The sequence below is a fragment of the Microbacterium sp. SS28 genome, assembly GCF_022761035.1.
Taxonomy (GTDB): Bacteria; Actinomycetota; Actinomycetes; order Actinomycetales; family Microbacteriaceae; genus Microbacterium.
On sequence record NZ_JAKWJP010000005.1, the window covers coordinates 315,369 to 329,231 of the forward strand.

At 69.6% G+C, this 13,863-nt stretch carries 12 protein-coding genes; 1 reads left to right on the top strand and 11 read right to left on the bottom strand.

Going from position 1 to position 13,863, the window contains the following annotated elements; all coding sequences use genetic code 11:
- Positions 1-66: 66 nt before the first annotated feature.
- Positions 67-1,797: a circularly permuted type 2 ATP-grasp protein gene (locus tag MJ607_RS15510; RefSeq protein ID WP_243076505.1), complete on the bottom strand. Its 1,731-nt coding sequence runs from the start codon at positions 1,795-1,797 to the stop codon at positions 67-69.
- Positions 1,798-1,923: 126 nt separating this feature from the next.
- Between MJ607_RS15510 and MJ607_RS15515 the strand changes: the two genes are divergently transcribed.
- Entirely contained in the window at positions 1,924-3,615 is a 1,692-nt protein-coding gene (locus tag MJ607_RS15515) for a molybdopterin-dependent oxidoreductase (protein ID WP_243076506.1), read from the top strand.
- 157 nt (positions 3,616-3,772) lie between these two features.
- Here MJ607_RS15515 and rocD read toward each other — a convergent pair whose 3' ends face one another.
- From rocD to MJ607_RS15565, 10 genes are all read right to left on the bottom strand, one after another.
- Complete coding sequence (gene rocD / locus MJ607_RS15520; protein WP_243076507.1) at positions 3,773-4,999, bottom strand: ornithine--oxo-acid transaminase; 1,227 nt, start codon at positions 4,997-4,999, stop codon at positions 3,773-3,775.
- Between the two features lie 11 nt (positions 5,000-5,010).
- Positions 5,011-5,895, bottom strand: coding sequence for a dimethylargininase (gene ddaH, locus MJ607_RS15525; RefSeq protein WP_374238065.1), 885 nt, complete (start codon positions 5,893-5,895; stop codon positions 5,011-5,013).
- 209 nt (positions 5,896-6,104) lie between these two features.
- Positions 6,105-7,118 (bottom strand): NAD(P)-dependent alcohol dehydrogenase, encoded by a 1,014-nt coding sequence (locus tag MJ607_RS15530; protein ID WP_243076508.1) that lies wholly within the window; start codon positions 7,116-7,118, stop codon positions 6,105-6,107.
- Between the two features lies 1 nt (position 7,119).
- Positions 7,120-7,338, bottom strand: a complete 219-nt coding sequence (locus MJ607_RS15535) for a helix-turn-helix transcriptional regulator (RefSeq protein ID WP_243076509.1) — start codon at positions 7,336-7,338, stop codon at positions 7,120-7,122.
- Positions 7,338-7,772, bottom strand: a complete 435-nt coding sequence (locus MJ607_RS15540; protein WP_243076510.1) for a hypothetical protein — start codon at positions 7,770-7,772, stop codon at positions 7,338-7,340. The genes MJ607_RS15535 and MJ607_RS15540 overlap by 1 nt, the downstream gene beginning before the upstream one ends.
- A 111-nt stretch (positions 7,773-7,883) precedes the next feature.
- A complete protein-coding gene (locus MJ607_RS15545) occupies positions 7,884-8,909 on the bottom strand; it encodes an arabinan endo-1,5-alpha-L-arabinosidase (protein ID WP_243076511.1) in 1,026 nt (341 codons plus the stop codon).
- A gap of 17 nt (positions 8,910-8,926) precedes the next feature.
- The gene (locus MJ607_RS15550; protein ID WP_243076512.1) at positions 8,927-10,438 is read right to left on the bottom strand and encodes an alpha-N-arabinofuranosidase; all 1,512 of its coding nucleotides are present in this window, start codon (positions 10,436-10,438) and stop codon (positions 8,927-8,929) included.
- 48 nt (positions 10,439-10,486) lie between these two features.
- Positions 10,487-11,440 (bottom strand): carbohydrate ABC transporter permease, encoded by a 954-nt coding sequence (locus MJ607_RS15555; protein ID WP_243076513.1) that lies wholly within the window; start codon positions 11,438-11,440, stop codon positions 10,487-10,489.
- A complete protein-coding gene (locus tag MJ607_RS15560) occupies positions 11,440-12,372 on the bottom strand; it encodes a carbohydrate ABC transporter permease (protein ID WP_243076514.1) in 933 nt (310 codons plus the stop codon). The genes MJ607_RS15555 and MJ607_RS15560 overlap by 1 nt, the downstream gene beginning before the upstream one ends.
- Before the next feature lie 71 nt (positions 12,373-12,443).
- On the bottom strand, positions 12,444-13,775 hold the full coding sequence (locus MJ607_RS15565; RefSeq protein WP_243076515.1) for an ABC transporter substrate-binding protein: 1,332 nt from the start codon (positions 13,773-13,775) through the stop codon (positions 12,444-12,446).
- Between the last annotated feature and the right edge of the window lie 88 nt (positions 13,776-13,863).

A 13,863-nucleotide genomic window follows, 5' to 3' on the forward strand; every position in this document is an offset into this window, starting at 1 on the left:
ACCTCGATCCGAGACCGGTTGTTGAGTAGGTCGCTCTGCGACCGTATCGAAACACTGCGATTCGGCTCAGCATGACGTCTCCTCCGCCGCTTCGGCAGGCTCGGCGACCGTTCCGGGGGCGAGCCCCGCGCCCTCGGCACGCATCTGCTGCTGCTGCTCCTGCTGCTCGACCCGCGATCGGGGACGGTCCTGCGGCGAGTGCGTCACGGCGGGCTGGCCGTCGTAGATGATCGGGATCGCGGCCGTCACCGTCGCGGCCTGATCGGCGACGAGACCCGAGAGTCCCTGCCCCTGGCCGTATTCGACGTGTCCGGGGGCCGATCCGCCGACGACCCACGTGTCCTTCGACCCGCCGCCCTGGCTCGAGTTGACGACGAGCTGGCCCTCGGGGAGCGCGACGCGCGTGAGGCCGCCGGGCAGCACCCAGATGTCCTCTCCGTCGTTGACGGCGAAGGGGCGAAGGTCGGCGTGCCGCGGCCGCATGCCGTCCTCGACGAGCGTCGGGATCGTCGAGAGCATGACGACCGGCTGCGCGATCCAGCCGCGCGGATCGGCGAGGAGCCGCTGCTTGAGCTTTGCGAGCTCGGCGGGCGAGGCATCCGGTCCCACGACCAGTCCCTTGCCGCCCGACCCGTCGACGGGCTTCACGACGAGCTCGTCGAGCCGATCGAGAACCTCTTCGAGCGCGCCCGGATCTTCGAGCCGCCACGTGTCGACGTTCTTGAGGATCGGCTCCTCGGCGAGGTAGTACCGGATGAGGTCCGGCACGTACGTGTAGAGCAGCTTGTCGTCGGCGACGCCGTTGCCGACGGCGTTCGCGATCGTGACGTTGCCCAGGCGCGCCGCGAGCATGAGCCCCGGAGCGCCCAGCATCGAGTCCGCGCGGAACTGCAGTGGATCGAGGAAGTCGTCGTCGACGCGGCGATAGATGACGTCGACGCGCTTGGGCCCGCGCGTCGTGCGCATGAAGACCTTGCCGCCGACGCACAGCAGGTCGCGGCCCTCGACGAGCTCGACGCCCATGAGCCGAGCCAGCAGCGTGTGCTCGAAGTACGCCGAGTTGTAGACGCCGGGCGTCAGCACGACGACGTTCGGGTCCTCGACGCCGGGCGGAGCCGAGGCGCGGAGGGCCCGCAGGAGCTTGTTGGGGTAGTCGCCGACGGGACGCACGCGCATCGAGACGAACAGCTCGGGCAGCGTCTGCGCCATGACGCGGCGGTTCGAGATGACGTAGCTGACGCCGGACGGCACGCGCACGTTGTCCTCGAGGACGCGCATCTCACCGTGCTCGTCGCGGATCAGGTCGATGCCCGAGACCTGGATGCGCACGCCGTTGGCGGCGTGGATGCCGGCCGCCTGGCGGTAGAAGTACTGCGACGAGGCGATGAGTCCCGCCGGCAGCACGCCGTCGCGCACGCAGTGCTGGTGCCCGTACACGTCGTCGAGGAACGCCTCGAGTGCGCGCACGCGCTGCTTGACGCCCGACTCGATGCGCGACCACTCGTCGTACTCGATGATGCGCGGCACGGCGTCGAGCGGGAACGGCCGCTCCTCGCCCGCGAAGTCGAACGTGACACCCTGAGCGAGGTACGAACTGGCGAGCGAATCGGTGCGGCCGCGCAGCTCTTCCTGCGTCATCTGCGCGAGCGCCTGGTAGAGCTCTCGGTAGGCCGTGCGCGACTCGACCGCAGCGCCCGGATGCGACGGCGAACCGAACATCTCGTCGAACGCGGGAGTCCCCGTCGGGGTCTTGCGCGGGGCCAATGTGGAGCCGTAGCCGTCGAACAGATCACCCATGCGATGAGCCTAGTCGGGGCCTTGTTGCGTGGGTGTTTCCATGCTGCGGCGGCCTCGCACGAGCACGACCGCACGCGACGATCCGATTCCGCCCGACGGGTGCCGCGGCGGACGTACGCTTGCACCGTGGCGCAGCGTGGGGTTCGCGGCTCCCTCCTCCTCTCCGGCGGACTGGCGGGGGTGGCCGCTGTCGTGCTCGGTGCGGGGGTCGGCGAGCTGACCGCCGCCGCTGTGGCACCGGCATCCAGCCCCTTCTCGGTCGTCGGCGGCGTCCTGATCGACCTCGCGCCGCCGTGGGCGAAGAACACCGCGATCGCCCTGTTCGGCACGAACGACAAGATCGCACTGCTCGTCGGCATCGCGCTCGTGCTGCTCGTCGCGGCGGTCGGCGTCGGGGTGCTCGAGGTCCGTCGGGCGTGGTGGGGCGCCGCGGTCTGCGCCGTGCTGGGCGCGGGCGTCGCGGTGCTCGCGATGACGCGCGCCGATGCCGTCGCGATGTCGTGGCTGCCGTCGCTGCTCGCGGGGCTCGTCGCCGCGGGCGCCTTGCGGTATCTCGGTGGGCTCGCACGCGCGAGGACGGATGCCGCTCCCGCCGCCGCCCGCGAAGTGGCGACCGTCGCGGCCGGCGCCGGCGCCGCGGGCGGCGCGGCCGGCGTCGCCACAACGTCACAGACGACCGCCACGCCGGACCGACGCGCCGTGCACGCCTCCGACGATCCTGCTGTCCGCGACGAAGCGGCGCGCACCGACGTGAGCCGCCGCCGCTTCCTCGTGTGGACGGGCACGGCCGCCGCCGTCGGAGTGCTCGCCGCGCTCGCGGGTACGGCGCTGCAGGCGGGCGCGCGCACCGTCTCGACGATCCGAGCAGCCCTGCGTCTGCCGGCTGCGGCAGTCTCGGCGCCCGCTGTCGGGGCCGGCGCCGAGAGCGGCATCCCGGCCCTCGCTCCCCTCGTGACCCCCAACGATGTCTTCTACCGGATCGACACGGCGCTCGTCGTCCCGCAGATCGACCCCGCGACGTGGAGCCTGCGCATCCACGGCCTCGTCGAGGAGGAGGTCGTGATCACGTGGGATGAGCTGCTCGCGCTGCCTCTCGAAGAGAGCTGGACGACCCTCGTGTGCGTCTCGAACCCCGTGGGCGGCGACCTCATCGGCAATGCGAAGTGGCTCGGCTATCCCCTGCGCGAGCTGCTCGCGCGGGCCCGCCCGACGTCCGACGCCGACATGGTGCTGTCGCGCTCGATCGACGGCTTCAGCGCGAGCACGCCGCTCGAGGTGCTGACCGACGATCGAAACGCGATCCTCGCCGTCGGCATGAACGACGAGCCGCTGCCGGTCGAACACGGCTTTCCCGTGCGCATGGTCGTGCCGGGGCTGTACGGCTACGTCTCGGCGACCAAGTGGGTGACCGAGCTCGAGGTGACGCGGTTCGATGCCGCGACGGCCTACTGGACCGACCGCGGGTGGTCGGAGCGCGGCCCCGTCAAGCTGCAGTCCCGCATCGACGTGCCCGTGCGCAATCAGGGCCTGAGCCCGGGCGAGACAGTCATCGCGGGCGTCGCGTGGCAGCAGCACGTCGGCGTCGCGGGCGTCGAGGTGCAGGTCGACGGCGGTGCCTGGCGGAAGGCCGAGATCGTGGGCGCCATCACGGACGACACGTGGGTGCAGTGGTCGATCCCCTGGACGGCGGAGGCCGGCTCGCACGAGATCCGCTGTCGCGCGACGAACGTCCTGGGCGAGACGCAGACCGAGGTCGACGCCTGGCCCGAGCCCGACGGCGCGACGGGCTGGCAGCAGCTCAACGTCGACGTCGCCTGAGCGGCGGCATCCGTCTCCTGCTCCGTCCTCGTCTCCTGCGCCGCGCACGAAGAGATCAGGTGATTTCACCGAGGTAGGAGAATCCGCGGCAGAGTGTCCTGTCCTCGTGAGATCACCTGATCTCGCGACACGGCAGCGGGCGAAGCCCGCCCGCGGGTCAGCCGGCGAGGACGACCTTCAGCTGCTCGACGGCCCAGTCCAGCTCGGTCGCGCGCACGACGAGCGGCGGGGCGATCCGGATCGTCTGGCCGTGCGTGTCCTTGACGAGCACGCCGCGGCGCAGCAGCCGCTCGGCGACGTCGCGACCCGTGCCGACGGAGGGGTCGATGTCGATGCCGGCCCACAGCCCGACGACGCGCACGCCCGTCACGCCGTGCCCGACGAGCTCGCCGAGCCCCGCCTCGAGGTGCTCGCCGAGGGCCTTGGCCCGCGTCTGGAACTCGCCGGTCTCGAGCATCTCGACGACGCGCAGCCCGACGGCCGCCGCGAGCGGGTTGCCGCCGAACGTCGAGCCGTGCTCGCCGGGGCGGATGACCCCGAGGACGTCTTCGTTCGCGACGACGGCCGAGAGGGGAAGGATGCCGCCGCCGAGCGCCTTGCCGAGCAGATACACGTCCGGCACGACGCCTTCGCGATCGCACGCGAACGTCTCGCCGACGCGGCCGAGGCCGGACTGGATCTCGTCGGCGAGGAACAGGACATTGTGGCGCGTGCAGATCTCGCGCACGGCCTGCAGGTAGCCGGCCGGCGGGACGATGACGCCCGCCTCGCCCTGGATGGGCTCGATGAGCACTGCCGCGGTCTCCGGCGTGATGGCCGCCTCGATCGCCGCGGCGTCGCCGAACGGCACATGGACGAAGCCCGGTGCGAACGGGCCGAAGTCGTCGCGCGCAACGGGGTCGTCGCTGAAGCCGACGATCGTCGTCGTGCGTCCGTGGAAGTTGCCGTTCGCGACGACGACGGTCGCGGCATCCGGAGCCACTCCCTTGACGCGGTAGGCCCACGCCCGCGCGACCTTGATGCCCGTCTCGACGGCTTCGGCGCCCGTATTCATCGGCAGCACGAGGTCCTTGCCGCACAGGCGGGCGAGCGCCGCCGCGAAGGGGGCGAGGCGGTCGTTGTGGAAGGCGCGGCTCGTGAGGGTGAGACGGCCGAGCTGCTCGGTCGCGGCGGCCACGAGAGCCGGATGCAGGTGGCCGAAGTTGAGCGCGGAGTACGCCGAGAGCAGGTCGAGGTAGCGCTTGCCTTCAGCGTCGGTGACCCACGAGCCCTCGCCGCGCGCGATGACGACGGGGAGCGGGCGGTAATTGCGGGCGACGTGCTCGTGCTCGGCGCCGATGATGCGGATCGTCGACGTGTCGAGCGTCGGGGCGTGCGAGGTCATGTCGGGCTCCTTCAGCTGCGCAGCTCGAGCGTGCAGCACTTGATTCCGCCGCCGCCGAGCAGCAGCTCGGACAGGTCGACGAGCACGGGGTTGTAGCCGCGCTCGCGCAGCTGCGCCTCGAAGCCCTTCGCGCGCGGCGAGATGATGACGTTGAGGCCGTCGCTGGCCGAGTTGAGGCCGAAGACCGAGCCGTCGGCGTCGCTCACGCGGATGGCGTCGGGGTAGCGCTCGGCGAGGATCGCCTGGCTGCGCTCGTCGAACGCGTGCTCCAGGTAGGCGATGTTCGCGCGCTCGACGCCGCCCGGGCCTTCGACAGGATCGAGCACGGCGATCGCCGTGTCGAGGTGGTAGAACCGCGGGTCGACGAGGGTGAGGCTCACGACATCCTTGCCGAACACGCGCGCGAGCTCGCCGTGGCTGTCGCCCGTCGAGCGGAATCCCATGCCGGCGAGGATCGCGTCGCCGACGAGCAGGAAGTCGCCCTCGCCCTCGTTGACCTCGACGGGCTCGGCGACGTCGAACCCGTTGTCGCGGAACCAGTCCATGAACGCGGGGCCCTCGGGCACGCGCTCCTGGAAGCGGAACTTGGCGCCGTAGGCCGTCCCGCCGATGACGAAGCCGCCGTTGGCCGTGTAGACCATGTCGGGCAGGCCCTCGATCGGGTCGATGAGCTCGACCTCGTGGCCCAGGGCGAGGTAGGTGTCGTAGAGCGACTGCCACTGCCGCACGGCGAGCGCCGTGTCGGTCGGGTTGGCCGGCTCCATCCACGGGTTGATCGTGTAGCTGACCGTGAAGTGCTCGGGACGGCACATCAGGTAGCGGCGGTGCTGCTGGATCCGGGTCTGGGTCCGGGTCTGGGTCACGGTGGCCTCCGGCGCGGGCGCGGTGTTCTGCATGGGAATCATGCTCCTTCGAACGTGCGGCGGACTCTGTCCACTGGCCCGCCGGCCCCCGACCCGCTGTGTTCGCCCAGGAACTCCAGCTGCCAGGGGAAGCGACACGGGCACGCCGCTCCCATTGTCTCACGCAGGTTGCGGATCTCCTGTGACCGGATGCCGCACGAGAGCGTCTTCCGTGTCGCCGGCTGCCCGCCCGGGAGAGAGGGTCAGGCGACGACCACGACCTTGCCCACGGTGTGGCCCGCGTCGAGATGGGCGAGCGCCGCCCCCGCCGCGTCGAGCGGGTAGCTGCGCTCGATCACGGGGCGCACGCGACCAGCCGCGACGAGGTCGAGCAGCTGCCGCAGCACCTCCGGCTTCGCGGTCGCCGCGAGAGGACGGAGGCCGCGCCGCGACGCGATCGACAGCACCGACGCCTTGAGGATGCGCCCGATCGGCCCGAGTATCCGGCCTCCCTCGCCCGAGACGAGCACGACGCGGCCGCCCGGACGGACGAGCCGCCGAAGCGCCCTCAGCGGTGCCGTGCCCGCGATGTCGAGGACCGCGTCGAACGAGTCGTCGGGGATCTCCGCCGAGCCCGGCTGGACGGCGCGGTAGTCGAAGACGCGCGACGCACCCAGCCCCGCCACGAGCTCCATCGACCGCTCCCCCGTCAGTGCCCACACGTCGACGCCGCGGTCGACCGAGAGCTGCACCGCGAAGGTCCCGACGCCGCCCGACGCGCCGATCACGAGCACGCGGCCGCCTTCGCCGACATCCGCGAGCGCGAGCGCCTGCCACGCGGTCCCGGCCGCGATGGGGAGGGATGCCGCGTCGGACGGCTGCACCGAGAGGGGGCGTGCGACGAGCCGGCCGACCGGTGCCATGCAGTAGGAGCCGAGTCCGCCGCCGGGCAGCTCACCGACGACCTCATCGCCGAGCGCGAGGTCCGCGACGCCCTCGCCGACACCCACGACGGTTCCCGCGACGTCCATGCCGCGCACGGCATGCTTCGGTCGACGCAGGCCGAAGATGAGTCGCAGCAGCAGGGGCTCGCCGCGCATCAGGTGCGTGTCGGCCGCGTTGAGGCCCGTCGCGCGGACCCGCAGGAGCACCTCGCCCGTCGTGGGGCGGGGCACCGGGAGGGTCTCGTCCGCAATGGTCTCGGGGCCTCCGTACCGGTGCTGCGTCCACGCGGTCATCGTCGCGGGCAGAGCCGCGGCATCCGTCTGCCGGTTCATGTCAAGACTCCTCGGGGTACTGGAAGACGTCGTCGAGGCCTCGGCCGAAGACGCGCGAGAGCTGGAAGGCGAGCTCGAGGCTCGGCGAGTACCGGCCCTGCTCGATCGCGATGAGCGTTTGGCGGGTGACGCCGACGCGACGGGCGAGTTCGGCCTGCGTGAGGCCCTCGGTCTCGCGGAGAAGGCGGATGGAGTTGGTGACGCGCGTGGGCTTGACCATCACTGGAATCCCCGGCGGTAGCCGACGAGCCGCGCGATCCCGCCGAGCAGCGCCGAGAGGAAGAAGCCCAGGAAGAGCGCGTTGCCGATCCAGAACCAGTCAGCGCTGACCATCGCGAGGATGAGCGCGCTGAGCGATCCGAGGACGAGGAACGCCTGACCGGTGCGGTCGCCGAACCACTCGATCTCGCGGTCGCGCTGGTCCGCCCTGTGCTCGGTCTCGGGGTCGCGCATGCCCGCGGCGATGCCCCACGCGATGCTGACGACGATCGAGAGCACGATCGCGCCGAGGATCGTCCAGATCATGGGCCACACCCACTCGATCTCGGTGACCGGGGTGCCGCCGAGCTGCGGCAGCACGATCGCGAGGTACACGACAGTGCCGACGGAGCTCGCGATCAGCTGCGACCACGTGATGCGCTCCGAGTAGCCCATGGCGCACCTCCTTCATGTCTAAAATGTTTGACATTCAGAAGATACGCCCGAGGCGGCGGATGTGTCAATAATTCTTTACATTCCGGATGCCGCACGCCCGCACCCGACGCATCACCATGAGACGGCGGGCCACCCGTCGGCATCCCACTGGAGCGGCGCGAGCCCCAGCCGGAACTGCCCGTTCATGTCGGCGTCGTACCAGTGGAACGCGAGCATCCCCTCGGCGATCGACTGCCCGCCCGGCCCGACGCGCGCGCCGTCCGTCTCGAGCAGAATCGTCCCGCCGCCCTCGGTCAGCGCAACGCCGTCGCGGTCGAGGAAGGGCCCCGTCGGAGCATCCGCTCGTCCGACCGCGATGCGGTACGTGCTGTCGGACCCGCGGCAGCACGAGTCGAACGAGACGAAGAGGAACCAGTCGCCGTCGTGCTCGACGAGATAGGGGGCCTCGACCGCGTTCGGCGGACTCTGCCGGTCGACGAGGCGCAGCGGCTCGGCGTCGTCGGCACGCAGCCCGTCGGGCCACGCCAGCTCGACCATGCGGATTCCGCTCCAGAACGAGCCGAACGCCATCCAGGGCGTGCCGTCTTCATCGGTCGCGATGCCGGGGTCGATCGCGTTGAAGTCGTCGGCGCCCGTCGAATCGATCACCGGCCCCTGGTCGACCCACTCGTAGGCGGGATCCTCGGGATCGAGCGTCGTGTTCGTCGCGAGCGCGATGACCGACGTGTTCTTGCCGAACGTCGACGCCGAGTAGTAGAGGTACCACGTGCCGTCATGCTCGACGAGCTCGGGCGCCCACAGGTTGTCGACGCCCTTCACCTGCTCACGCAGCCACTCGGGCTTGGTCTGCCAGACCTCGCCCGCGTAGCGCCACGTGCGCCCGTCCGCCGAGGAGCGCACCTGGATGTTGCCGTTCGCGACCGTCCCGCCGCCCGTCGAGTAGACGAACCACGTGTCGCCGTCCTTCGCGAGAGCGGGGTCGTGCGTCGCGAGGTCGCCCTTCAGCTCCCACGCGCCGCTCGGCGCGCATCCGGTCAGCAGCGCGACGAGCGCGACCAGACCGACCGCGAGGAGCGGGATGCCGCTCCTGTGCCGCGACGGGCGGATGCCCCGCCGCATGGGCATGCGGCGAGGCATCCGTCGATCCGTCATCATCAGCCGAGCGCGATGGCCGTCCACGACACCGGCGGCAGCGTCACGGTGAGCGCGCCGGCCTCGATGACGGCCGAGTCGTTCGCACGGGGCGCGACGCGCTCGCGGTCTTCGAGGGTGTTCTTCGCGTACACGTCGTCGTCCGAGATCGTGTGCGTCTCGAGGATGCCGACCTCGCCGAGCGCCGCGACGTCGATCGTGAGCGTCACGGCCTCGTCCTGGCTGCGGTTCACGAGGAAGACGGCGCTCTTGCCGGACTCGCGGTCGAACGTCGCGACGGCGTCGACGAGCGGCACTTCGCCGTACGCCTCGGTCGTGTACGTGGGCGACTCGAGCTTGAGCTGCAGCGCTTCGCCCTGCGCGAGACGCGAAGTGATCGAGAACGGGAAGAACGTCGTCTGGCGCCACGCGGGCCCGCCCGGCTCGGTCATGATCGGCGCGATGACGTTGACGAGCTGCGCGAGCGAGGCGCTCGCGACGCGGTCGGCGTGCTTGAGCAGCGAGATCATGAGGTTGCCGAACACGACGGCGTCCGCGACGGAGTAGACGTCCTCGAGCAGGCGCGGTGCGACCGGCCAGTTGTCGATGCCCTCGATCTTGTCGACGCCGTGGAAGCGATCGATGTACCAGACGTTCCACTCGTCGAAGGAGATGTCGATCTTCTTCTTCGAGCCGCGCACGGCGCCGACATGGTCGGCCGTTGCCACGACGGTCTCGATGAAGCCGTCCATGTCGACGGCCGACGCGAGGAAGCTGCCGAGGTCGCCGCCTCGCTCCTCGTAATAGGCGTGGCACGAGATGAGGTCGACGTCGTCATAGGTGTGCGTCAGCACGACGCGCTCCCACTCGCCGAAGGTCGGCATGTGCGCCGACGACGATCCGCAGACGACGAGCTGGATCGACGGGTCGAGCTGCCGCATCCCCTTCGCGGCCTGCGACGCGATCTTGCCGTAGTCGTCGGCCGAGCGGTGGCCGAGCTGCCAGGGGCCGTCCATCTCGTTGCCGAGGCACCACAGCTCGACGGCGAAGGGCTCGTCGCGGCCGTTCGCCCGGCGCTGCTCCGACAGTGTCGTGCCCCCGCGGATGTTCGAGTACTCGAGCAGATCGAGCGCCTCGAGCGTGCCGCGCGTGCCGAGGTTGACGGCCATCATGAGGTCGCTGCCGACCTTCTCGAGCCACGACGAGAACTCGTGCAGACCCACCTCGTTGGTCTCGGTCGAGTGCCAGGCGAGGTCGAGGCGGCGCGGGCGCTCCTCCACGGGACCGACCGAGTCCTCCCAGCGGAAGCCCGACACGAAGTTGCCGCCGGGGTAGCGGATCGTCGAGACGCCGAGCTCCTTGACGAGGTCGACGACGTCCTGGCGGAAGCCGTCCGCGTCGGCGGTCTCGTGGGCGGGCTCGTGGATGCCGTCGTAGACGTGGCGCCCGAGGTGTTCGACGAATCCGCCGAAGAGGCGTCGTCGGATCGGTCCGATCGAGAAATGAGGATCGACGGTGAGTCGTGCGGAAGGCATTGTTCGTGCTTTCTGGTCGAGTGAGCGAAGTCGTGTGAAGCGGAACGGCTAGCGGACGCTGCCGACGGTCAGGCCGCCCTGCCAGTAGCGCTGCAGGAACAGGAACGACAGGAGGAGCGGGAGCACCGAGATGAAGGCGCCCGAGGTGATGAGGTTCCAGACCTGCTCGCCGCCGGCACCGGAGTTCGAGAGTGCCAGCCAGCGGTTGAGGCCGACCGTCACGGGCAGCAGGTCGGGGTTGGTGAGCACGGCGAGCGGCAGGAAGAAGTTGTTCCACGTGCCGACGATCGACAGCAGCAGCACCGTGACGATGGCGGGCTTGAGCAGCGGCACCACGATCGTCGCGAACGTGCGCCACTCTCCCGCGCCGTCGATGCGCGCGGCTTCGAGCAGCTCGTCCGAGACGGCGTCCTGCGTGTAGACCCGCATGAGGTAGACGCCGAACGGATTGAGAAGCGACGGCAGGATGACGGCCCACGGGGTGTTGATGAGCCCGTACTGGCTCAGCAGCATGAACGTCGGGATGACGAGGGCCGTGAGTGGCACCATGACCGAGCCGAGGATCATGCCGAACATGAACCCGCGGCCGCGGAACCGGTACTTCGCGAATCCGTAGCCCGCGAGGACGGCGACGATCGTCGCTCCGATGCCCGACACGAACGCGTAGACGAACGAGTTGCCGAGCCAGCGCCAGTAGATGCCGCCCTGGTGCTGGAAGAGGCCCACGATGTTCGTGAAGAACGCCGACGGGTCGTCGAACCAGAACGCCGGACTCGAGAAGAGGCTGCCCGTGCTCTTGGTCGACGCGACGAAGAGCCACCAGATCGGGATGACGAAGTAGATCGCCATGATGATCAGCAGGATGTGCGAGCCGATGCGGCGGCCGCCGGCCGCGCGGCGGCGCTCGTCGCGTGCGCGGCGCTTGTCGTCGCGGCTCAGACGGGTGCGCTCGGTCGCCGTGATGCTCTGCGTGTCGAGGGCGTTTGCGGGAAGGACGGCCATCACTTGAGTCCGCTCTGTCGACGGGTCAGGAAGAGGAACCCGAACGATCCGATGAAGACGACGATGGCGAGCGAGAACGCGATCGTCGAGGCGTAGTTGAACTGGCTGTAGCTGAACGCGAGGGCGAACGCGTACATGTTCGGCGTGTAATCGGCAGGGAGCGCGCCGGAGGCGACGCTGCGCAGGACGGTCGGCTCGGTGAAGAACTGCAGCGTTCCGATGAGGGCGAACGTGATGACCATGACCATCGACGACGAGATCATCGGCACCTTGATGCGCGTCGCGATCTGCCAGCCGTTGGCGCCGTCGATGCGGGCCGCTTCGTAGACCGAGGGATCGATCGCGCGGAGGGCCGCGTAGATGACGATCATGTAGTAGCCCGACCACTGCCACGTCACGATGTTGACGAGGCTGAAGAAGATCGTGCCGGCCGACAGGAAGTCGGGCGCGGGGAGCCCGAACAGGTCGAAGAGCGTTCCGGCGGGACCGAAGCGCGGGCTGTAGAGGAAGCTCCACATGAGGGCGCCGATCACGACCGGGATCGCGTACGGCGCGAAGATCAGCAGGCGCGACGTCTTGGAGAGGTACGTCGCCAGGGTGTCGAGCACGAGCGCCGCCGTCAGGGCGACGAGCAGCTGCGCGGGGATCATGACGATCGCGTACAGCGCGACACGGCCGAGGCCGCCGATGAACAGCGGATCGGTGAAGGCCTTGAGGTAGTTCTCGAGGCCGACGAACTTAGTCCCGGTCGCGAGCGTCGAGCTGAACATGCTCATGCCGAACGCGTAGATCAGGGGGAAGATCAAGAAGGCCGCGAAGATCGCGAGGAACGGCGCGATGAACAGCCATCCCACGTTCTGCGTGCGGTGGATCGCGCTGCGCCGGCTGCCGCGCCGCGGCGGCGCGGTGGGTGCGATGACGTCGGTCGCCATGACGGTTGCCTTTCAGATGATGCGGAAGACGGATGGCGGGGCCGGCCGTCGTCGGGCCGGCCCCGGTCAGCTCACTCGAGCGTGAAGCCCTGGTCGGTCGCGTACTTCTCGAGCGTCGCCTGCAGGTCGTCGAGCGCCTGGTCGGAGCTCTTCGAACCCTCGACGGCGACCGCCGTCACCTCTTCCTGGAGCTGGTCGTACGCGTAATTCTGGAAGGGGCTGAAGGTGAAGCCCGAGTAGCCCGCGGCTGCCGGGAGGAACACCTCCTTGTTGATCTGCTGCCCACCGAAGAACGGGTACTCGAGGTTCGCGAAGTAGTCCGACTCGAGGATCGGCTTCCACAGCGGGAACAGCGCGGCCTCTTCGATGCCGATCTTCCAGGCCTCCTCCGTGCCGAAGATCTCCTTCGCGACGGTCGCGGCTGCTTCCTTGTCCTTCGCCTGGCTCGTTACGGCGAATGTCGAACCGCCCCAGTTGATCTGGACGGGGTTCGCGGAGTCCCACTGGGGAACCGGTGCGGCGCGCCATTCGGCGCTGTCGTCGGTGCCCTCGAGGCCCTGCAGGTAGCCGGGGCCCCATGCGGCCGCGACGTAGATCGCGTAGGTGCCGTCCACGAGCATCGTGTTGTAGTCGGCGGTGAACGCCTCGTCGACCGCGACGAGGCCCTCGGCGGAGAGGTCCTCCCAGTACGCGAGAACGTCCTTCGCGCCCTGATCGTTGACCTCGATGCCGATCTCCTGCGGGTTCGCGCTGTCGTACGTGAACGGCACCGAGCCCGACTGCGCGAAGAGCGCCTGCGTGTAGGCGCGGCCGTTCGGCGGGAAGTCCGCGAGGACTCCGGGGGCACCGGCATCCTTCAGCGTCTGCGCCGCGTCGGCGAACTCGTCCCACGTCGTGGGCGGCGTGATGCCGTACTGGTCGAGGATGTCCTTGCGGTAGAGCATGCCCATGGGACCGCCGTCGACCGGGATGGCGTAGACGGCCGATCCCGACGAGACGTCCTTCCAGGCGCCCTCGGTGTAGTCGCCCTGGACGTCGGCGGCGCCGTATTCGGACAGGTCGACGAGCGCGTCACGGATCGAGAAGCTCGAGAGCACCTCGGCCTCGAGCATGATGACGTCGGGAGCGCCGCTGCCGGATTCGATCGACGTCGAGAACTTCGTGTACTCGTCGTTGCCCTGACCGGCGTTCGTCCAGCAGACCTGGACGTCGTCGTGCGTCTCGTTGAACAGGTCGACGACCTGCTCGAACGCGGGGTACCAGGCCCAGACCGAGACCTGGGTCGCGTCGGGCTGCTTGATCTCGTTCGTGCAGGATGCCGCGGCTTCGCCTGATGCGCATCCCGTGAGTGTCGCTGCGGCAACGGCGGCGACGCCGAAACCGGCCAGAACCTTCGACTTCATTGGCTGTGTGCTTCCTCTTCGCGGTGCGGACACCGATGTCTTGCGGAGTGGATGCGGGGGTTCGCGTGGGGGCGCCGCGCTGTGCCTC

Bases quoted from the DNA above. Each gene is read 5' to 3' on its own strand.
- MJ607_RS15510 (WP_243076505.1), bottom strand. From the start codon at position 1,797: ATGGGTGATCTGTTCGACGGCTACGGCTCCACATTGGCCCCGCGCAAG.
- rocD (WP_243076507.1), bottom strand. From the start codon at position 4,999: ATGACCTCGCACGCCCCGACGCTCGACACGTCGACGATCCGCATCATC.
- ddaH (WP_374238065.1), bottom strand. From the start codon at position 5,895: ATGCAGAACACCGCGCCCGCGCCGGAGGCCACCGTGACCCAGACCCGG.
- MJ607_RS15530 (WP_243076508.1), bottom strand. From the start codon at position 7,118: ATGAACCGGCAGACGGATGCCGCGGCTCTGCCCGCGACGATGACCGCG.
- MJ607_RS15535 (WP_243076509.1), bottom strand. From the start codon at position 7,338: ATGGTCAAGCCCACGCGCGTCACCAACTCCATCCGCCTTCTCCGCGAG.
- MJ607_RS15540 (WP_243076510.1), bottom strand. From the start codon at position 7,772: ATGGGCTACTCGGAGCGCATCACGTGGTCGCAGCTGATCGCGAGCTCC.
- MJ607_RS15545 (WP_243076511.1), bottom strand. From the start codon at position 8,909: ATGCCTCGCCGCATGCCCATGCGGCGGGGCATCCGCCCGTCGCGGCAC.
- MJ607_RS15550 (WP_243076512.1), bottom strand. From the start codon at position 10,438: ATGCCTTCCGCACGACTCACCGTCGATCCTCATTTCTCGATCGGACCG.
- MJ607_RS15555 (WP_243076513.1), bottom strand. From the start codon at position 11,440: ATGGCCGTCCTTCCCGCAAACGCCCTCGACACGCAGAGCATCACGGCG.
- MJ607_RS15560 (WP_243076514.1), bottom strand. From the start codon at position 12,372: ATGGCGACCGACGTCATCGCACCCACCGCGCCGCCGCGGCGCGGCAGC.
- MJ607_RS15565 (WP_243076515.1), bottom strand. From the start codon at position 13,775: ATGAAGTCGAAGGTTCTGGCCGGTTTCGGCGTCGCCGCCGTTGCCGCA.